Annotated in this window: 17 protein-coding genes and 1 tRNA gene; 8 read left to right on the top strand and 10 right to left on the bottom strand. The window is 69.1% G+C overall.

What is annotated here, in order from left to right; all coding sequences use genetic code 11:
* Positions 1–45: 45 nt before the first annotated feature.
* The 10 genes from ACFYYT_RS16250 to dnaA form a co-directional block, all read right to left on the bottom strand.
* On the bottom strand, positions 46–180 hold the full coding sequence (locus ACFYYT_RS16250) for a DLW-39 family protein (RefSeq protein ID WP_208809277.1): 135 nt from the start codon (positions 178–180) through the stop codon (positions 46–48).
* A gap of 144 nt (positions 181–324) precedes the next feature.
* Positions 325–398 (bottom strand) — tRNA-Ile (locus ACFYYT_RS16245).
* Positions 399–481: 83 nt separating this feature from the next.
* On the bottom strand, positions 482–1,126 hold the full coding sequence (locus ACFYYT_RS16240; protein WP_351822071.1) for a DUF3566 domain-containing protein: 645 nt from the start codon (positions 1,124–1,126) through the stop codon (positions 482–484).
* A gap of 2 nt (positions 1,127–1,128) precedes the next feature.
* Complete coding sequence (gyrA, locus tag ACFYYT_RS16235) at positions 1,129–3,750, bottom strand: DNA gyrase subunit A (protein ID WP_351822074.1); 2,622 nt, start codon at positions 3,748–3,750, stop codon at positions 1,129–1,131.
* A gap of 40 nt (positions 3,751–3,790) precedes the next feature.
* Positions 3,791–5,812 carry a DNA topoisomerase (ATP-hydrolyzing) subunit B gene (gyrB, locus tag ACFYYT_RS16230; RefSeq protein ID WP_351822220.1) on the bottom strand — a complete coding sequence of 674 codons (2,022 nt, stop codon included), beginning with the start codon at positions 5,810–5,812 and terminating at the stop codon, positions 3,791–3,793.
* Positions 5,813–6,244: 432 nt separating this feature from the next.
* Entirely contained in the window at positions 6,245–6,778 is a 534-nt protein-coding gene (locus ACFYYT_RS16225; protein WP_351822077.1) for a DUF721 domain-containing protein, read from the bottom strand.
* Complete coding sequence (gene recF, locus ACFYYT_RS16220) at positions 6,775–7,911, bottom strand: DNA replication/repair protein RecF (RefSeq protein WP_351822080.1); 1,137 nt, start codon at positions 7,909–7,911, stop codon at positions 6,775–6,777. Before recF ends, ACFYYT_RS16225 begins: the two co-directional genes overlap by 4 nt.
* Before the next feature lie 108 nt (positions 7,912–8,019).
* Complete coding sequence (gnd, locus tag ACFYYT_RS16215) at positions 8,020–9,009, bottom strand: phosphogluconate dehydrogenase (NAD(+)-dependent, decarboxylating) (RefSeq protein ID WP_385316336.1); 990 nt, start codon at positions 9,007–9,009, stop codon at positions 8,020–8,022.
* Between the two features lie 61 nt (positions 9,010–9,070).
* Complete coding sequence (gene dnaN / locus ACFYYT_RS16210) at positions 9,071–10,201, bottom strand: DNA polymerase III subunit beta (RefSeq protein ID WP_351822083.1); 1,131 nt, start codon at positions 10,199–10,201, stop codon at positions 9,071–9,073.
* A gap of 865 nt (positions 10,202–11,066) precedes the next feature.
* Positions 11,067–12,851 carry a chromosomal replication initiator protein DnaA gene (dnaA, locus tag ACFYYT_RS16205; RefSeq protein ID WP_351822086.1) on the bottom strand — a complete coding sequence of 595 codons (1,785 nt, stop codon included), beginning with the start codon at positions 12,849–12,851 and terminating at the stop codon, positions 11,067–11,069.
* 361 nt (positions 12,852–13,212) lie between these two features.
* On the opposite strand from dnaA, the gene rpmH reads away from it, so the two are divergent.
* The 8 genes from rpmH to ACFYYT_RS16165 all read left to right on the top strand — a co-directional run bounded on the left by rpmH (position 13,213) and on the right by ACFYYT_RS16165 (position 18,996).
* Positions 13,213–13,350: a 50S ribosomal protein L34 gene (gene rpmH, locus ACFYYT_RS16200; protein WP_008741645.1), complete on the top strand. Its 138-nt coding sequence runs from the start codon at positions 13,213–13,215 to the stop codon at positions 13,348–13,350.
* A gap of 21 nt (positions 13,351–13,371) precedes the next feature.
* The gene (gene rnpA / locus ACFYYT_RS16195) at positions 13,372–13,746 is read left to right on the top strand and encodes a ribonuclease P protein component (RefSeq protein WP_266575660.1); all 375 of its coding nucleotides are present in this window, start codon (positions 13,372–13,374) and stop codon (positions 13,744–13,746) included.
* Positions 13,743–14,024, top strand: a complete 282-nt coding sequence (yidD, locus tag ACFYYT_RS16190; protein WP_075970728.1) for a membrane protein insertion efficiency factor YidD — start codon at positions 13,743–13,745, stop codon at positions 14,022–14,024. The genes rnpA and yidD overlap by 4 nt, the downstream gene beginning before the upstream one ends.
* 3 nt (positions 14,025–14,027) lie before the next feature.
* Positions 14,028–15,137, top strand: coding sequence for a membrane protein insertase YidC (gene yidC, locus ACFYYT_RS16185; protein WP_351822090.1), 1,110 nt, complete (start codon positions 14,028–14,030; stop codon positions 15,135–15,137).
* 14 nt (positions 15,138–15,151) lie between these two features.
* Positions 15,152–15,664, top strand: a complete 513-nt coding sequence (locus ACFYYT_RS16180) for a R3H domain-containing nucleic acid-binding protein (protein WP_351822093.1) — start codon at positions 15,152–15,154, stop codon at positions 15,662–15,664.
* Between the two features lie 127 nt (positions 15,665–15,791).
* Positions 15,792–16,508 carry a 16S rRNA (guanine(527)-N(7))-methyltransferase RsmG gene (gene rsmG, locus ACFYYT_RS16175; RefSeq protein WP_351822096.1) on the top strand — a complete coding sequence of 239 codons (717 nt, stop codon included), beginning with the start codon at positions 15,792–15,794 and terminating at the stop codon, positions 16,506–16,508.
* 254 nt (positions 16,509–16,762) lie between these two features.
* Complete coding sequence (locus ACFYYT_RS16170) at positions 16,763–17,902, top strand: ParA family protein (protein WP_351822099.1); 1,140 nt, start codon at positions 16,763–16,765, stop codon at positions 17,900–17,902.
* Positions 17,899–18,996 (top strand): ParB/RepB/Spo0J family partition protein, encoded by a 1,098-nt coding sequence (locus tag ACFYYT_RS16165; protein WP_351822102.1) that lies wholly within the window; start codon positions 17,899–17,901, stop codon positions 18,994–18,996. The genes ACFYYT_RS16170 and ACFYYT_RS16165 overlap by 4 nt, the downstream gene beginning before the upstream one ends.
* Positions 18,997–19,000 lie beyond the last annotated feature (4 nt).

Here is a 19,000-nt window from a genome sequence, read left to right as displayed (position 1 = left end):
CCCCGGCAGCAGCGGCAGCCGGGGCTTCATGGAATCAAGCGGGTCTCACACGCCGGAACCAGAGGGCACGGAGTCGGTTGCCTCCGTCCACAGGTCCTGCTCGGCGCGGTCCGCCTGGATCTGGCGGTACACGAGGAGCCCGCCGATGGCGGCCAGTGCGACCAGGAGCAGCTTCTTCACCGCGCGACCTCGTCTTTCGTTGACGTTGGGGACTTCTGGCGCCCAACAATACACACCGGCCGATACCGATCGGTTACCTGGAACCCCTCAACTGGCCCAACGACAAAGACCCCCAGGCCTGGGGCCTGGGGGTCTTCGACACTGTGGGGCTAACAGGATTTGAACCTGTGGCCTCATCCTTATCAGGGATGCGCTCTAACCAACTGAGCTATAGCCCCATCCGCGCTGCGCGCTGACTCCTGAAGATTAGCGCACAGACGGGGTCGAGCCAAAATCGCTTCCTACGGGGCGTCCGCGCAGGTCATTCGTCCTCGGCGAGCGTGAGCTCCACGCCGCCCACGAAGCCCGCCGACAGGTTGTAGATGAAGGAGCCCAGCGTCGCCAGGGCCGTCATCAGCACCACGTCGATGACCGCGATCACCGAGGTGAAGATCAGTACGCGCGGCAGCGACAGGAACGACTGGAGGTCGAACCCGTTGCTCTCGTTGGATCCGGTGGCCTCGCTGATGGTGCCGCCGACGGTCGAGAAGATGCCCATGGCGTCCATGACCATCCACAGCACCACCGACGCGACGACCGTGCACACGCCGAGCGCGATGGACAGCAGGAAGCTGACCTTCATCACCGACCACGGGTCGGCCTTGGCCACCCGCAGCCGCGCCTTGCGCGTCCTGGGCGCCGTACGGGTGCCCGGGGCGCCCCGCTGCGCGCCGGGGCCCTTGGGGGCCGCGTACGCCTGCGGGGGCTGGTAGGGCTGGCCGCCGCGCTCCTTGCCCTGGGTGGCGGCCTTCGGCTTCGTCTTCGACTTCGCGGCCGGCTGTGCTTCCGGCTGCGGTTCCCGGGTGTCCGTCACCGTTCCCCCTTGTCCCCCCGTGGAGTCCGCGGCGGGGCCACGGGCACCGTTCGCTCCAGTCTTGGCCGGTCCGGCGCCCGTGGCTCCACTCACGCTTACTCCTCGTGCTCCCCAGCCGGGGGCTCGATGCCCTCGGCGGCCTCGGCGGCCTGTCCGTCGGCTGCCCCGGCCTCGATCTCTGTCTCGATCTCGTCGACCTCGTCAGCTTCCTGACCGGCCTCGGCGTTACGAGCGATGCCGACCACGGCATCGCGCTTGCCCAGGTTGATCAGCTGGACGCCCATGGTGTCACGGCCCGTCTCCCTGACTTCGTTGACGCGCGTACGGATCACACCACCGCCGAGGGTGATGGCGAGAATCTCGTCCGTTTCGTCGACCACCAGCGCGCCGACGAGCGACCCGCGGTCTTCGACGATCTTGGCGGCCTTGATGCCAAGACCACCACGGCCCTGGACGCGGTACTCGTCCACTGCCGTCCGCTTGGCGTAGCCGCCGTCGGTCGCGGTGAAGACGAAGGTACCGGGCCGGACGACACTCATCGAGAGCAGCTCGTCGCCTTCCCGGAAACTCATGCCCTTCACACCGGAGGTGGCACGGCCCATCGGGCGCAGCGCGTCGTCGGTCGCGGTGAAGCGGATCGACTGCGCCTTCTTGCTGATGAGCAGCAGGTCGTCGTCCGCGGACACCAGCTCGGCGCCGATCAGCTCGTCGTCGCCGCCGCTCTCGGTCTCCCGGAGGTTGATCGCGATGACGCCACCCGAACGGGGCGAGTCGTAGTCCTTGAGCGCCGTCTTCTTCACCAGGCCGCCCTTGGTGGCCAGGATCAGGTAGGGCGCCGCCTCGTAGTCGCGGATCGCGAGGATCTGGGCGATCTTCTCGTCCGGCTGGAAGGCCAGCAGGTTCGCCACGTGCTGGCCGCGCGCGTCGCGGCCGGCGTCCGGGAGCTCGTACGCCTTGGACCGGTAGACGCGGCCCTTGTTCGTGAAGAACAGCAGCCAGTGGTGCGTGGTGGAGACGAAGAAGTGGTCGACCAGGTCGTCCTGCTTCAGCTTCGTGCCGCGCACGCCCTTGCCGCCGCGCTTCTGCGAGCGGTAGTCCTCGGTCTTGGTGCGCTTGACGTAGCCGCCGTGCGTGATGGTGACGACGATGTCCTCTTCGGCGATCAGGTCCTCCATGGACATGTCGCCGTCGAAGGGCACCAGCTTGGAACGCCGGTCGTCGCCGAACTTCTCGACGATCGCCGCCAGTTCCTCGCTGACGATCGAGCGCTGCTTCTCCGGCGAGGCCAGGATCGAGTTGTACTCGTTGATCTTGGCCTGGAGCTCGTCGTGCTCGGCGACGATCTTCTGCCGCTCCAGGGCCGCCAGGCGGCGCAGCTGCATCTCCAGGATCGCGTTCGCCTGGATCTCGTCGATCTCCAGCAGGCCCATCAGGCCCTCGCGCGCGATCTCGACCGTGTTGCTGCGCCGGATGAGGGCGATGACCTCGTCGATCGCGTCCAGCGCCTTGAGCAGACCGCGCAGGATGTGGGCGCGCTCCTCCGCCTTGCGCAGGCGGAACTTCGTGCGCCGGACGATGACCTCGATCTGGTGCTGCACCCAGTGGCGGATGAACGCGTCGATCGACAGGGTGCGCGGCACCCCGTCCACCAGCGCCAGCATGTTCGCGCCGAAGTTCGTCTGGAGGTCGGTGTGCTTGTAGAGGTTGTTCAGCACGACCTTGGCGACGGCGTCGCGCTTGAGCACGATCACCAGGCGCTGACCGGTCCGGGACGAGGTCTCGTCGCGGACGTCCGCGATGCCGCCGATCTTGCCGTCCTTCACCAGGTCGGCGATCTTCTGCGCGAGGTTGTCGGGGTTGGTCTGGTACGGGAGCTCCGTGACCACCAGGCACTGGCGGTTCTGGATCTCCTCGACCTCCACCACCGCGCGCATCGTGATGGAGCCGCGACCGGTCCGGTACGCCTCCTCGATGCCCTTGCGGCCCACGACCAGCGCGCCCGAGGGGAAGTCGGGGCCCTTGATGCGCTCCAGGAGGGCGTCCAGGAGCTCCTCGTGCGTGGCCTCCGGGTGCTCCAGCGCCCACTGCGCGCCCGCCGCGACCTCGCGGAGGTTGTGCGGCGGGATGTTGGTGGCCATGCCGACCGCGATGCCGGCGCTGCCGTTGACCAGCAGGTTCGGGAACCGCGCCGGCAGGACGGTGGGCTCCTGGTTGCGGCCGTCGTAGTTGTCCGTGAAGTCGACGGTCTCCTCGTCGATGTCCCGGAGCATCTCCATGGCCAGCGGCATCAGCTTGCACTCGGTGTAGCGCATCGCGGCGGCCGGGTCGTTGCCCGGGGAGCCGAAGTTGCCGTTGCTGTCCACCAGCGGCATGCGCATCGACCACGGCTGGGCGAGTCGCACGAGCGCGTCGTAGATGGAGCTGTCACCGTGCGGGTGGTAGGTGCCCATGACGTCGCCGACGACGCGGGCGCACTTGTAGAAGCCCTTCTCGGGCCGGTAGCCGCCGTCGTACATCGCGTACAGCACGCGGCGGTGGACGGGCTTGAGGCCGTCCCGTACGTCGGGCAGGGCGCGGGAGACGATGACGGACATCGCGTAGTCGAGATAGGAGCGCTGCATCTCCGTCTCGAGCCCGACGGGCTCGATGCGCATCACGGGCTGCTCCTCCGCGGCGTTCTCGGCGTTCTCCGCGGTGGGGGTGGTTTCGTCGGCCATTGCTGGTCAGAAGTCCTTTCAGGCGGTCAGCTGAGCCGACTCAGATGTCGAGGAAGCGAACGTCCTTGGCGTTGCGCTGGATGAAGGAGCGCCGGGCTTCGACGTCCTCACCCATCAGCACCGAGAACAGGTCGTCGGCCTGCGCGGCGTCGTCCAGGGTGACCTGGCCGAGCACGCGGTGGTCCACGTCCATGGTGGTGACGCGCAGCTCCTCGGCGTTCATCTCGCCCAGACCCTTGAAGCGCTGGATCGAGTCCTCCCGGATCCGCTTGCCGTTCTGCTTGCCCAGTTCGACCAGGGCGTCGCGCTCGCGGTCGGAGTACGCGTACTCGAAGTCGTCGCGGCCCCACTTGATCTTGTAGAGCGGCGGCCGGGACAGGTACACGTGCCCGGCCTCGACCAGCGGCCGCATGAAGCGGAACAGGAAGGTCAGCAGCAGGGTGTTGATGTGCTGGCCGTCGACGTCGGCGTCCGCCATCAGGATGATCTTGTGATAGCGGAGCTTCTCGATGTCGAAGTCCTCGTGCACGCCCGTGCCGAAGGCGCTGATCAGCGCCTGGACCTCGGTGTTCTGGAGGATCTTGTCGATGCGCGCCTTCTCGACGTTCAGGATCTTGCCGCGGATCGGCAGGATGGCCTGGTACATCGGGTTGCGGCCGGACTTCGCGCTGCCGCCGGCGGAGTCGCCCTCGACGATGAAGATCTCGCACTTCGTCGGGTCGTTCGACTGGCAGTCGGACAGCTTGCCCGGCAGCGAGGCGCTCTCCAGGAGGCCCTTGCGGCGGGTCAGGTCACGGGCCTTGCGGGCCGCGACGCGGGCGGTGGCCGCCTGGATCGACTTGCGGATGATGTCCGCGGCCTCGACCGGGTTACGGTCGAACCAGTCGTTGAGGTGCTCGTGGACGACCTTCTGCACGAAGGTCTTGGCCTCCGTGTTGCCCAGCTTGGTCTTCGTCTGGCCCTCGAACTGCGGCTCGCCCAGCTTCACCGAGATGATCGCGGTCAGACCCTCGCGGATGTCCTCGCCGGCGAGGTTGTCGTCCTTCTCGCGGAGGAACTTCTTCTCGCGCGCGTAGCGGTTGACCAGGCCGGTCAGCGCCGCGCGGAAGCCCTCCTCGTGGGTGCCGCCCTCGTGCGTGTGGATCGTGTTCGCGAAGGAGTAGACCCCCTCCGTGTACTGCGAGTTCCACTGCATCGCGATCTCGACCGAGAGCATGCGCTCCTTGTCCTCGGCCTCGACGTCGATGACGGTCGGGTGGATCAGCTCGCCCTTGCGCGAGTTGAGGTACTTCACGAAGTCGACGATGCCGCCCTCGTAGTAGTACTTCACCGTGCGCGCGGTGGGCTCGGCCGTGTCCGCCTCGGGGTCGTCCGCGCCGACGGTGGCCTTCGCCGACTCGCGCTCGTCCGTCAACGTCAGGGTCAGGCCCTTGTTGAGGAAGGCCATCTCCTGGAAGCGGCGCGAGAGCGTCTCGAAGGAGTACTCGGTCGTCTCGAAGATGTCGCCGTCGGCCCAGAAGGTGACCGAGGTGCCGGTCTCGGCGGTCTCCTCGTTCTTGGCCAGCGGGGCCGTCGGGACGCCCAGCTTGTAGTCCTGGGTCCAGCGGTGGCCGTCCGTCTTGACCTCGACCGCGACCTTGGTCGACAGTGCGTTCACGACGGAGACGCCGACGCCGTGCAGACCGCCGGAGACGGCGTAGCCGCCGCCGCCGAACTTGCCGCCCGCGTGCAGGACCGTGAGGACGACCTCGACGGCCGGCTTCCCCTCGGACGGCACGATGCCGACCGGGATGCCACGGCCGTTGTCGATCACGCGCACGCCGCCGTCGGCGAGGATCGTCACGTCGATCGTGTCCGCGTGCCCGGCCAGCGCCTCGTCGACCGAGTTGTCCACGACCTCGTAGACGAGGTGGTGCAGGCCACGCTCGCCGGTCGATCCGATGTACATACCCGGCCGCTTGCGGACCGCGTCCAGGCCCTCGAGGACCTGGATCGCACTGGCGTCGTAATTCTTCTCGTTGGAGTCGCCGGAATCGGCCACGAAGCGCCCTCTCTGGCACAGCGCAGCCCGTACTCCGGACCAGCATGTACACCGGCGGAGCGGCCGCGTCGATCTGCGTTGTCTGCGTCAACCCCGCGAACGGGCGGGATTGTCTCCAGTCTACCGGTACCACGGACATGAATGGGGGTTTGCCGGTACCTGAGTACGCATGTGCCGCCCTGAACCTCCTCTCTCCGACTCCCCATATCCAGGGAGGGGCTCAAAGTGGCTCACGCGGGCATCCAGCGCTTCGGCCTGTCAACCCGCGGCTACCGTGAGGGACACCACGGGAACGGGGACGCCACGCCGGGGCCGGGCCGGGCGGGGAAGGCGCGGCGGCGTGCCCGCGGACGCCTGCCGCAGCCGTACGGGAGCGGGGGCCGCGGGGCGCGGAACGGTGGGGCGGGGGCGGGGCGGGGGTGGAGGCAGGAGGTGAGCGGGCGGCGGGGGCCCTCAGCCGTAGGTGTCGCCCGGGCCCGTGCTGCCGGGGCTGCGCCAGGGTCCGTACCGCTTGGGCCGGCCACCGGGCCCCTGCACCTTGATCAGCCGGACCGTGCCCTGTCCCAGGTCCGCGTTGAGCCGCGCCACCAGCTGCGGGGCCAGCAGCTTCAGCTGCGCGGCCCAGGCCGAGGAGTCGCACCGTACGAGGAGCTCACGGTCCTCGTAGCGCTCCGGTTCGCAGTGCGCGGCGATCTCCGGGCCGACGATCTCCGCCCAGCGCTCCATCACCCCGGCCACCGCGATCGGCATCTCCCAGCCGCGCTCGGTGCGCAGCCGGTCCAGGGCCGCCATGAGCGGCATCGGGTCGCGGCCGTCCGCCCGCGCGCCGGAGCGCAGCCCCGGCTGCTGCTGGCGCTTGCGTCCGGTCGCCGCGTTGCCGCGGGCCCGGGCCTGCTCGCGGGCGGCGGCCAGCGCCTGCCGCGCGAGGTCGACCCCGGAAGGCTCCGGGGCCCTGCGCTTGTCCTGACCGTCCTCGCCCGCGCTCACAGCCGGGTCACCTCACCGCCGGAGACCGCGAACCGGATGCCCGTCAGCACCCCCGGAACGTCGTCGTCCACCGCTGCCGTCACCAGCACCTGCTCGGCCGGAGCGACCAGTTCCGCCAGCCGCTCGCGGCGGCGCGCGTCCAGCTCCGCGAAGACGTCGTCCAGGATCAGCACCGGCTCGGCCCCCTCGGAGCGCAGCAGCTCGTACGAGGCCAGCCGCAGGGCGAGCGCGTACGACCAGGATTCGCCGTGGCTGGCGTACCCCTTCGCGGGCAGGTCGCCCAGGCGCAGCAGGACATCGTCGCGGTGCGGGCCCACGAGGGTGACGCCGCGCTCGATCTCCTGCTTGCGCACCTCGGACAGGGCCGCCAGCAGGACCCCGTACAGGTCCTCGCGGCTGCGGGCCGCGCCGCTGTCGACCGGCTCGCCGGCCGAGGACTTGTAGCCGAGCCCGAGCGGGCCGCCGCCGGGCGCGACCTGCTCGTAGGCCTTGTCGGCCAGCGGCAGCAGGGTCGTGAGCAGGTCGAGGCGGTGCGCGAGGAGCTCCGCCCCGGCGCGGGCCAGGTGCTGGTCCCACACGTCGAGGGTGGACAGGTCCATGGAGCGGCCGCCGTGGCGGCGGGCCATCGCGGTGGACTTCAGCAGGGTGTTGCGCTGCTTGAGGACGCGCTCGTAGTCGGAGCGGACGGCCGCCATGCGCGGTGAGCGGGCGGTGACGAGCTCGTCGAGGAAGCGGCGCCGCTCTCCCGGATCGCCCTTGACCAGGGCCAGGTCCTCGGGGGCGAACAGCACGGTGCGTACGATCCCCAGCACGTCACGGGGTCTGACCTGCGAGGACCGGTTGATCCGGGCGCGGTTGGCGCGGCCGGGGTTCAGCTCCAGCTCCACCAGCTGCTGGCGTTCGCCCTGGGTGACGGCGGCGCGGACGACGGCCCGGTCGGCGCCCATCCGGACGAGGGGGGCGTCCGAGGAGACGCGGTGGCTGCCCAGGGTGGCCAGGTAGCCGATGGCCTCCACGAGGTTCGTCTTGCCCTGCCCGTTGGGCCCCACGAAAGCCGTGACGCCCGGGGCGAGGGGAACCTCGGCCCGGGCGTACGAGCGGAAGTCGGCCAGTGAGAGATGCGAAACGTGCATTCGGCGCCGACCTCCCCCGGCTTCCTGCTGCTGTGCTCAGTGGTGCTGTGTGCTGCTGTGCTGCCGTGGTGCCGTGGTGCCCGGCCGCCGCGGTGGCGGCCGGCCCGGCTACTTCTTCTCGACCGCGTGGCCGCCGAACTGGTTGCGCAGCGCGGCGATCATCTTCATCTGCGGCGAGTCCTCCTGGCGCGAGGCGAAGCGGGCGAACAGCGAGGCGGTGATCGCGGGCAGCGGCACCGCGTTGTCGATCGCGGCCTCGACCGTCCAGCGTCCCTCGCCCGAGTCCTGCGCGAAGCCCCTGAGCTGCTCCAGGTGCTCGTCCTCGTCCAGCGCGTTCACGGCCAGGTCGAGCAGCCAGGAACGGATGACCGTGCCCTCCTGCCAGGACCGGAACACCTCGCGGACGTCGGTGACCGAGTCCACCTTCTCCAGCAGCTCCCAGCCCTCAGCGTAGGCCTGCATCATGGCGTACTCGATGCCGTTGTGGACCATCTTCGCGAAGTGGCCCGCGCCGACCTTGCCGGCGTGTACGGCGCCGAAGTCACCCTCGGGCTTGAGGGCGTCGAAGACGGGCTGGACCGCGGCGACGTGCTTCTCGTCGCCGCCGTACATCAGCGCGTAGCCGTTCTCCAGGCCCCAGACGCCGCCGGAGACGCCGCAGTCGACGAAGCCGATGCCCTTGGCCTTCAGCTCCTCGGCGTGCTTCTCGTCGTCGGTCCAGCGGGAGTTGCCGCCGTCGACCACGATGTCGCCGGGGGAGAGCAGTTCCGCCAGCTCGTCGACGGTGGACTGGGTGGCGGCGCCCGCCGGGACCATCACCCACACCACGCGGGGGGACTGCAGGCTGTCCACAAGCTCCCGCAGGCTGTGGACATCGGCGAGGTCCGGGTTGCGGTCGAATCCGATGACGGTGTGGCCTGCGCGGCGGATGCGCTCGCGCATGTTGCCGCCCATCTTGCCGAGACCGACGAGACCGAGCTCCATCAGGTGCTTCCTTACGCGTTGGGGCCGTCTTTGCCTGTTCGGGGGCTCCCCGGTCGCGGGGTGCCCACCGGATCCGAGCCTACGCCGGGCCGCGCGGCGGGGCCCGCTCCGCACGACGGCGGGCCCGGCCCCCGCAGGCGGCGAGACCGGGCCCGGCGTCGGTGTGCGCGGGGCGTCAGCCGGAGAGGCGCACCGGCATGATCAGGTACTTGTACGCCTCGTCGGCCTCGGCGTCGACGGCCGGACGGCCGCTGAGCAGCGCGGGCTTGGTGGACGTGGTGAAGCTGAGCTGGGCCGCCGGCGAGTCGATCGCGCTCAGGCCGTCCAGCAGGAAGGTCGGGTTGAAGGCGATCGAGATGTCGTCGCCCTCCAGGTTCGCGTCGACGCGTTCCACAGCCTGTGCATCGTCGCTGGACCCGGCTTCCAGGATCAGGACGCCCTGCTCGAAGCTGAGGCGGACCGGCGTGTTGCGCTCGGCGACCAGGGCCACGCGCTTGACGGCCTCGACGAACGGGGCGGTCTCGATCACCGCGACGGAGTTGAACTCGGTCGGGAAGAGCGTGCGGTACTTCGGCAGGTCGCCTTCGAGCAGCCGGGTGGTGGTGCGGCGGCCCGCGCCCTCGAAGCCGATCAGGCCCTCGCCGTGGCCGGAGCCGGAGAGCGCCAGGGTGACGGTGTCACCGCTGGTGAGGGACTTGGCGGTGTCCAGCAGGGTCTTGGCGGGCACCAGGGCCACGGCGGAGGCGTCCGGGTTCTCCGGCTTCCACAGGAACTCGCGGACCGCGAAGCGGTAGCGGTCGGTGGAGGCCAGGGTGACGCGGTCGCCCTCGATCTCGATGCGGACACCGGTCAGCACGGGCAGCGTGTCGTCGCGTCCGGCGGCGATGGCGACCTGGGCCGCGGCGGAGGCGAAGACCTCGCCGGGCACGGTGCCGGTCGCGGTGGGCATCTCGGGCAGGGCGGGGTACTCCTCCACCGGCAGGGTGTGGAGGGTGAACCGGGAGGAGCCGCAGACCACGGTCGCCCGTACACCGTCTGTGGAAATCTCCACCGGGCGGTTGGGGAGGGCGCGGCAGATGTCGGCGAGCAGCCGGCCGGAGACCAGGACGGTGCCGTCCTCCTCGACGTCCGCCTCGACGGAGACGCGGGCCGAGACCTCGTAGTCGAAGCCGGAGAGGGACAGCGTGCCCTCCTCGGCCTTCAGCAGCAGGCCCGCGAGCACGGGTACCGGCGGCCGGGCCGGGAGGCTGCGTGCAGCCCAGGCCACCGCCTCCGCGAGTACGTCGCGTTCCACCCGGATCTTCACCGGAACCGCCTCCTGCTGTTGCTCGCTCGTCTGCCGGCCTTCGTCGTCGGCTCGTCGATGCCTCGACCGATGCCGGGGACCAGTCTGACGTACGGCGCCGACAGTCGTCGCGGCTGGCGGTCAAGTCGGGAGCGAGGCGTCGGGGCGGCCGATCGACGAGTTGTGCACAGGACCTGCTTGAAAACCGAATCCGGCCTAACTCTCTATGGGGGTAGTAGTAGGGCCTGTGGAAACGGTGGATAAGCCCGTTTTCCCAGGTCAACCCCTGTTTTTTATCCCCACACCCTGTGGGCGGCACCGGTGGACAACACGGTGTCCCTGTGGAGAACGAAAAGTTCTGCACAGGCCGTCCCCAGGAGACCCCCGGTACTCCACAGGTGTGTCCCCAGCTTTTCCCCAGTCGTCCACACAGCAAACGTCGACATCCGTGTGACGGCTTTCACTCGCGACGGTGACGGGGGGTGGCTCGTTGCCGAACAGTGGACAACGGTGTGGAGAACCCCTCGCGTCCTGTGCACAGGACGCGGGAACCTGTGGGTCTCCGGTGGACAGAGGCGTGGACGAGCCTGTGGATGATTTTTCTGTCCACAGGCTGTGGATGACTCTTGCGCACAAGTACACAGGCAGCTGACCTGCTTTGATGGTCCCTCAACCCGCTCGCCTGTGGACAAATTGTGGGTAGTGGAAACTGTCCTCAGGCTGTGGACGGAAGAAAGTCGGCGAATCTGTGGATGACCGCCTCCCCAGGGGGCGTATTCGAACAGACCAGGGGCGCACGGACGAAGAAGGGCGCCCCCGGTTCGATCCGGGTGCGCCCTGTCGTGGGGTGTGAAGAGCCCCTGACGCCACCGCCGGGGGGCCGTCGTCAGCCGTTCTTGATGCGGTTGGTGAGCTCCGTTACCTGGTTGTAGATGGAGCGGCGTTCGGCCATCAGCGCGCGGATCTTGCGGTCGGCGTGCATGACGGTCGTGTGGTCGCGGCCGCCGAACTGGGCCCCGATCTTGGGCAGCGACAGGTCCGTCAGCTCCCGGCACAGGTACATGGCGATCTGCCGGGCGGTCACCAGGACCCGGCTGCGCGAGGAGCCGCACAGGTCGTCCACGGTGAGCCCGAAGTAGTCGGCGGTGGCCGCCATGATGTCGGAGGCGGTGATCTCGGGCGCGCTGTCCTCGCCGCCCGGGATCAGGTTCTTGAGGACGTCCTCGGTCAGACCCAGGTCGACCGGCTGCCGGTTCAGGCTCGCGAAGGCCGTCACCCTGATCAGCGCCCCCTCCAGCTCGCGGATGTTGCGCGAGATGCGGGAGGCGATGAACTCCAGGACCTCCGGCGGGGCGTTGAGCTGCTCCTGCACGGCCTTCTTGCGCAGGATCGCGATCCGGGTCTCCAGCTCGGGCGGCTGGACGTCGGTGATCAGGCCCCACTCGAAGCGGTTGCGGAGCCGGTCCTCCAGGGTCACGAGCTGCTTGGGCGGCCGGTCCGAGGACAGCACGATCTGCTTGTTGGCGTTGTGGAGCGTATTGAAGGTGTGGAAGAACTCCTCCTGCGTCGACTCCTTGCTCGCGAGGAACTGGATGTCGTCGACGAGCAGGATGTCCATCTCGCGGTAGCGCTTGCGGAAGGCGTCGCCCTTGCCGTCGCGGATGGAGTTGATGAACTCGTTGGTGAACTCCTCCGAGCTCACGTACCGCACCCGGGTGCCGGGGTAGAGGCTGCGCGCGTAGTGCCCGATGGCGTGCAGCAGGTGCGTCTTGCCGAGGCCCGACTCCCCGTAGATGAAGAGGGGGTTGTACGCCTTCGCCGGCGCCTCGGCGACGGCCACCGCGGCCGCGTGCGCGAACCGGTTGGAGGCGCCGATGACGAAGGTGTCGAAGAGGTACTTGGGGTTCAGCCGGGCCGTCGGCTCCAGCGGGCCGGACGTCGAACCGCCGGACGGGGCCGGCGGCGGCGCGGGCCGGCCGGGGGCCTGCCGCGGAGCCGGCTGCTCGTACTGCTGCTGCTCGTAGGACTGCTGCTCGTACTTCTGTTGCTCGTATTTCTGCTGTTCGTACTTCTGCTGCTCGTACGTGCCCTGGTCGTAGGAGTTCTGCTCGTAGCCGCCGGGCTCCGACTGCTGGAGGTATCCGGGCTGCGGAGAGGCGTACGGATCGCGCTCGGGGAAGCCGCCCAGGCGCGGCTGCTGCCAGCCGTAGTCGTCCTGTCCCCCGCGCGGCCAGGAGCCGGGCTCCGGACGCTGCTGCTGGTACTCGGGGTAGGCGGGGCGGGCCGTGGGGAGCTGGTCGTCGCCGGGGCCGGTGTGGCCGCCGGTGCGCTGGCCGCCGTACGGCTCGTAGCCCTCGCGCTGCCCGGAGGCGGACGGGGCCGGCGGCGCGGGCTCGCCGGCGGAGTCGTCCACGGTGATCGCGATCCGGATCGGCCGTCCGCACTCACGGCTGAGGGCATCGCTGATGAGCGGGGCCAGGCGCCCCTCCAGGACCCGCTTGCCCCATTCGTTGGGCACGGCGAGCAGAGCGGTGTCGGCGACGAGGGCCAGTGGCTGGCATCGCTCCACCCACTGCTTGTCCTTGGGCTCGATCCCCTGCTGACCCTCCCCGAGCAGCTTCTCGAGCACGCGTGGCCACACTGCGGCAAGATCGGCAGGTACGTCAGCCACAGAGCACGCTCTCTCACAGGTCCCGGGTCCCACGAATGTGTGGTTCTTTGGGACGGTCGGGACAAAAAATCCGGGATCACACAACGGTAGTCAGGCCGGTGGGTACGGTTCAAGTCGTTGTCCACAGCCTGTGCACAGTGTGCGGCAGGGCGACCTCGGTTTGACCGGATGGCGTAGCCGCGCGTACCGTAACGAGGTCGAATTATCGATGGCTGCTGCCGCCTGCCTACCGATGGGCGAAGGTCACTGACCGTGGCCGTTTAGCGGTGTCCACTCGGGCGAACACGCGAGTTCCTCGTGGGCGCACGGTGACAGCCAGGCGATGTAACGCCATACACGATTCATTCTCTGGAGCCCCCGAGTGAGCAAGCGCACCTTCCAGCCGAACAACCGCCGTCGCGCCAAGACCCACGGCTTCCGCCTGCGGATGCGTACCCGTGCCGGTCGCGCGATCCTCGCGAACCGTCGTGGCAAGGGCCGCGCCGCCCTTTCCGCGTAACCACGCGCGGATCGTGACGTCGTGCTGTCTCCCGAAAATCGGCTGAGGCGGCGCGAGGACTTCGCGAGCGCGGTACGGCGGGGCAGGCGGGCAGGACGCCCCCTCCTCGTCGTCCACCTACGTACCAGCGGTGCAACGGACCCGCACGAGCCGGGGGAGATCGATCCCTCGCCGCGTGCGGGTTTCGTCGTCAGCAAGGCCGTCGGCGTCGCCGTCGTCCGGAACCGGGTCAAGCGCCGTCTGCGGCACCTCGTGCGCGATCGGCTGGCCCAGCTGCCCGCCGGTAGCCTGGTGGTGGTACGGGCCCTGCCCGGAGCGGGCGACGCCGGCGTGGACGAGCTGGCCCGTGACCTGGATGCCGCCTTGGCGCGGCTACTGGGAGGCGTGGCTCGATGAAGTACCCGCTGCTCGCTTTGATCAAGCTGTACCAGTGGACGATCAGTCCGCTGCTCGGGCCGGTGTGCCGCTACTACCCGTCGTGTTCGCACTACGGGTACACGGCCATCGACCGGCATGGTGCGGTGAAGGGGACGGTTCTGACCGCCTGGCGGATCCTGCGGTGCAATCCGTGGTCCCCGGGTGGTGTGGATCATGTCCCACCCCGGAAACGCCCGCGTTGGCACGAGCAGCTGCGCAGTGCGTTGCGTAGATCTCGCAATGCTCAAGGAGCCTGATTAGTGGACACGATTGCCAGTCTGTTCAGCTTTATCACCACACCCGTGTCGTGGGTCATCGTCCAGTTCCACAGCCTGTACGGGGCGATCTTCGGTGCGGACAGTGGGTGGGCCTGGGGCCTGTCCATCGTGTCCCTGGTGATCCTGATCCGTATCTGCCTGATCCCGCTCTTCGTGAAGCAGATCAAGGCGACGCGTGGCATGCAGGCGCTCCAGCCGAAGATGAAGGCGATCCAGGAGCGCTACAAGAACGACAAGCAGCGTCAGTCCGAAGAGATGATGAAGCTGTACAAGGAGACGGGTACCAACCCGCTCTCCTCGTGCCTTCCCATCCTGGCGCAGTCCCCGTTCTTCTTCGCGCTTTACCACGTGCTTTCGGCCATCGCCAACGGTCAGACCATCGGCGTCATCGACCAGTCGCTGCTGGCCAGCGCCCGTCAGGCGCACATCTTCGGGGCGCCGCTCGCGGCGAAGTTCACGGACTCCGCGAGCAAGGTCGAGGCCCTCGGCGCCTCGATCACCGATGTACGCATCGTCACCGCGGTCATGATCATCATGATGTCGCTGTCGCAGTTCTACACGCAGCGCCAGCTGATGCAGAAGAACGTCGACCTCTCGGTCAAGACCCCCTTCATGCAGCAGCAGAAGATGCTGATGTACATCTTCCCGCTGATCTTCGCGGTGATGGGCATCAACTTCCCCGTCGGCGTCCTCGTCTACTGGCTGACCACCAACGTGTGGACCATGGGCCAGCAGATGTACGTGATCAGCCAGAACCCGACGCCGGGCAGCAAGGCGCAGGACCAGTACCTGACCCGCCTCCTGAAGCACGTCTCCACCCACGGTGACGTCAAGGGCCGGGGCAAGAAGAAGATCGTCGCGGCGATCGTGGCCAAGGGGCCGGACCGCAACGACAACGAGCGGAAGTTCATCACCGCGCTGACGAAGCAGGGCATGGCCGCCCAGTCGGACGGCTCGGTGGTCAAGAGTTCCGTGGCCACCGCCGACGCGGACGCGGCGAGCGGCGGTGTCGCGACCAAGCGCCAGCAGCCGAAGCGGCAGTCGAAGTCGAAGCGCCAGACGCCGCCCCCCAGCAAGCCCTCCAATAAGTAGAAGGAGTCCCTCCCGTGACGGAAGGCACCACCACCGCCGCCGCTGAGAGTGGCGACACCCTGACCCGCCTGGAGCAGGAGGGCGAGATCGCGGCCGACTACCTTGAGGGTCTGCTGGACATCGCGGACCTCGACGGCGACATCGACATGGACGTCGAGGCCGACCGTGCCGCGGTGTCGATCGTGAGCGACTCCGCCGGCCGGGACCTGAACAAGCTCGTGGGTCGTGACGGTGAGGTCCTGGAAGCCCTCCAGGAGCTGACCCGCCTGGCCGTGCACCGGGAGACCGGGGACCGCAGCCGGCTGATGCTCGACATCGCCGGTTTCCGGGCGAAGAAGCGCGAGGAGCTCGCGGCCGTGGGCGCCAAGGCCGCGGAGGACGTGAAGGCGTCGGGCGAGCCCCTGAAGCTGGCCCCGATGACCCCCTTCGAGCGCAAGGTCGTCCACGACGCCGTGGCGGCCGCCGGTCTGAAGAGCGAGTCCGAGGGCGAGGAGCCGCAGCGCTTCGTCGTTGTGCTTCCGGCCTGACCGGAACGTTGTGCGTCGGCCCCGTCTGTGTCGCAGGCGGGGCCGATGTTTGTAAGCCTGACAGTTGAACGGCACGGTATTGGCGTGAGCGGTTCTGTGAGCGGTTCTGTACGGAAGGACGGTCCCCGTGACGGAGGCAGCTGAGCTTCCCCCGGCGCCTGAAGAGGCGCGCGCGGTGTTCGGTGAGTTTTTCCCGGAAGCTGTGCGGTATGCGGAGCTGCTGGCGGATGCGGGGGTCAAGCGCGGCCTGATCGGGCCGCGCGAGGTTCCCCGGCTGTGGGAGCGGCACCTGCTGAACTGCGCGGTGCTTTCCGAGGTGGTGCCCGCGGGCGTCACCGTCTGCGACGTGGGTTCCGGCGCGGGTCTGCCCGGCATTCCGCTCGCACTGGTCCGGCGGGACCTGAAGATCACCCTTTTGGAGCCCCTACTCCGCCGCACGAACTTCCTCCAGGAAGCCGTGGAGCTGCTGGGGCTGGACCACGTCACGGTGGTGCGCGGACGGGCCGAGGAGATGCTCGGCAAGGTCCAGCCGGTGCACGTGGTGACGGCCAGGGCCGTCGCTCCGCTCGACCGGCTCGCCGGCTGGGGCGTACCGCTGCTGCGTCCGTACGGGGAGATGCTGGCGCTCAAGGGCGACACCGCGGAGGAGGAGCTGGTGGCGGCGAAGGTCGCACTCAGTAAGCTCGGTGTGGTGAAGACCTCGGTGCTCCAGGTGGGCGAGGGCGTCGTGGACCCGCTGTCCACCGTGGTCCGGGTGGAGGTCGGAGAAAGCCCCGGTGGGGTGAGGTTCGCGGCCAAGCGGGCTAAGGCCGCCCGCGTCGGGCGGACCCGCCGCCGTCGTTGATCTTGTCGGCTCCGGGGCATTGGGCCCTATAGGTAGGGATTTCGGAGTGTCGTAGCGGCCTGAAGACTCCGTCCGTGCTCCGCCCGGGCATCGTGTTTCACGTGAAACATCGCTCTCTGCTGCACGGAATCATCAGCCGCGGCCGTGCCGCTGCCGCCCCCCGTCACCGCAAGGACGCGGGGGGTACGGAGTTTTCCACAACGGTGGATTCATCCACAGGAGTACGGGCCCCGCTGGTTCGCGACCCGGGTGCCATGGCAGGCTCTGTTCATCGCGAGCCCGCTGCCGAGGAGAGTGACACCGTGCGGTCCGACGCCAACCTCGCGGGGCCGATGGCCGATCCGGTCCCCGGTCCCCGCTCAGAATCACCGGGCGAGGATGTTTCACGTGGAACGTCCCCAGCCACCGCGGAGAGGGACCCCCTGCCTCCGCCCCTCGTCGACAACGATGACCACGAGGACGACCACGAGGACACCCCGATCGGCCGGGCGGCCCAGCTCGCGGTCGAGACCATGGGGCGGACCGGTGCCGCTCTGCCGCGGCCCGCGCAGACCCGGATCATGGTGGTGGCCAACCAGAAGGGCGGCGTGGGAAAGACCACGACGACCGTGAACCTGGCGGCCTCGCTGGCCCTGCACGGCGCACGGGTCCTCGTGATCGACCTCGACCCGCAGGGCAACGCCTCGACGGCACTCGGCATCGACCACCACGCGGACGTGCCCTCCATCTACGACGTGCTCGTGGACAGCCGGCCCCTGATGGAGGTCGTCCAGCCCGTGGTCGATGTGGAGGGGCTGTTCTGTGCCCCCGCCACGATCGACCTGGCAGGCGCCGAGATCGAGCTCGTGTCCCTGGTGGCCCGCGAAAGCCGCCTCCAGCGCGCGATCCAGGCCTACCAGCAGCCGCTCGACTACATCTTGATCGACTGCCCGCCCTCGCTCGGCCTGCTGACCGTCAACGCCATGGTCGCGGGCGCCGAGGTGCTGATCCCGATCCAGTGCGAGTACTACGCGCTGGAAGGTCTGGGGCAGCTGCTGCGCAACGTCGACCTCGTGCGGGCCCACCTGAACCCGTCCCTGCACGTCTCGACCATCCTGCTGACCATGTACGACGGCAGGACGCGGCTCGCCTCCCAGGTGGCGGACGAGGTGCGCACCCACTTCGGCAACGAGGTGCTGCGCACGAGCATCCCGCGGTCGGTCCGCATCTCGGAGGCTCCGAGCTACGGACAGACCGTCCTCACGTACGACCCGGGTTCCAGCGGCGCCCTCTCCTACCTGGAGGCGGCCCGCGAGATGGCCCTGCGGGGGGCCGACATCCATTACGACGCCCAGCACGCCCATTTGGGCTCGGGCGCGAACAGCACGCAGAGCATGGCGGAGGGGATCCAATGAGTGACCGACGTAGGGGTCTCGGGCGGGGGCTCGGCGCGCTGATCCCCCAGGCTCCCCAGGAGAAGGCACCGGCGGCCGGCGTGGGGTCGGCGTCGCCGTCGGCCGTGCCGGTACTGACCTCGGAGCGGGGCATCGCCGCGGCGAAGCTCGCCGCGCTGGCACAGGCCGATGTTTCACGTGAAACATCGGTGGCGAACGTGGTGCCGGCGTCGCCGGTGTTGCCGGAGCAGGCCGGGCCGGAGGCGGACACGGTGGCGGGAGCGACGTTCGCGGAGCTCCCGCTGGACACGATCACGCCGAACCCGCGCCAGCCGCGCGAGGTCTTCGACGAAGACGCGCTGGCGGAGCTGGTGACCTCCATCCAGGAGGTGGGTCTGCTCCAGCCGGTGGTCGTACGGCAGGCGAGCCCGGGCCGGTACGAGCTGATCATGGGCGAGCGCCGCTGGCGGGCCTGCCGTGAGGCGGGGCTGGAGCGCATCCCGGCGATCATCCGGGCCACGGACGACGAGAAGCTGCTGCTGGACGCGCTCCTGGAGAACCTGCACCGGGCGCAGCTGAATCCCCTGGAGGAGGCGGCCGCTTACGACCAGCTGCTCCAGGACTTCCACTGCACCCACGACCAGCTGGCGGACCGGATCGGCCGTTCCCGTCCTCAGGTCACGAACACCCTGCGCCTGCTGCGGCTTTCGCCCCCGGTCCAGCGCCGGGTGGCCGCTGGGGTGCTGTCCGCGGGGCACGCCCGGGCGCTGCTGTCCGTCGATGACTCCGACGAGCAGGACCGCCTCGCGCACCGGATCGTCGCCGAGGGCCTGTCGGTGCGCGCGGTCGAGGAGATCGTGACGCTGATGGGGTCCGGGCCGTCGAGCACGGTGAAGCCGAAGGGCCCTCGTGCGGGAGCCCGGGTGGCTCCGGCGCTCAGTGAGCTGGCGACGCGGCTCTCGGACCGCTTCGAGACCCGGGTGAAGGTGGACCTGGGTCAGAAGAAGGGCAAGATCACCGTCGAGTTCGCCTCGATGGAGGACCTGGAGCGGATCCTGGGAACCCTGGCGCCGGGCGAGGGCCGGGTGCTGGAGCAGGGCCTTTCCGGGGAGTAGTTCC

It is taken from the genome of Streptomyces sp. NPDC002032 (assembly GCF_042890765.1).
GTDB lineage: Bacteria > Actinomycetota > Actinomycetes > Streptomycetales > Streptomycetaceae > Streptomyces.
This window is presented reverse-complemented; position numbering and strand designations above follow the sequence as displayed.

Excerpts from the sequence above, each read along its gene's own strand:
- gyrA (WP_351822074.1), bottom strand. The coding sequence starts at position 3,750 with ATGGCCGACGAAACCACCCCCACCGCGGAGAACGCCGAGAACGCCGCG.
- recF (WP_351822080.1), bottom strand. The coding sequence starts at position 7,911 with ATGCACGTTTCGCATCTCTCACTGGCCGACTTCCGCTCGTACGCCCGG.
- yidD (WP_075970728.1), top strand. The coding sequence starts at position 13,743 with ATGAAGTACCCGCTGCTCGCTTTGATCAAGCTGTACCAGTGGACGATC.
- ACFYYT_RS16170 (WP_351822099.1), top strand. The coding sequence starts at position 16,763 with ATGGCAGGCTCTGTTCATCGCGAGCCCGCTGCCGAGGAGAGTGACACC.
- ACFYYT_RS16165 (WP_351822102.1), top strand. The coding sequence starts at position 17,899 with ATGAGTGACCGACGTAGGGGTCTCGGGCGGGGGCTCGGCGCGCTGATC.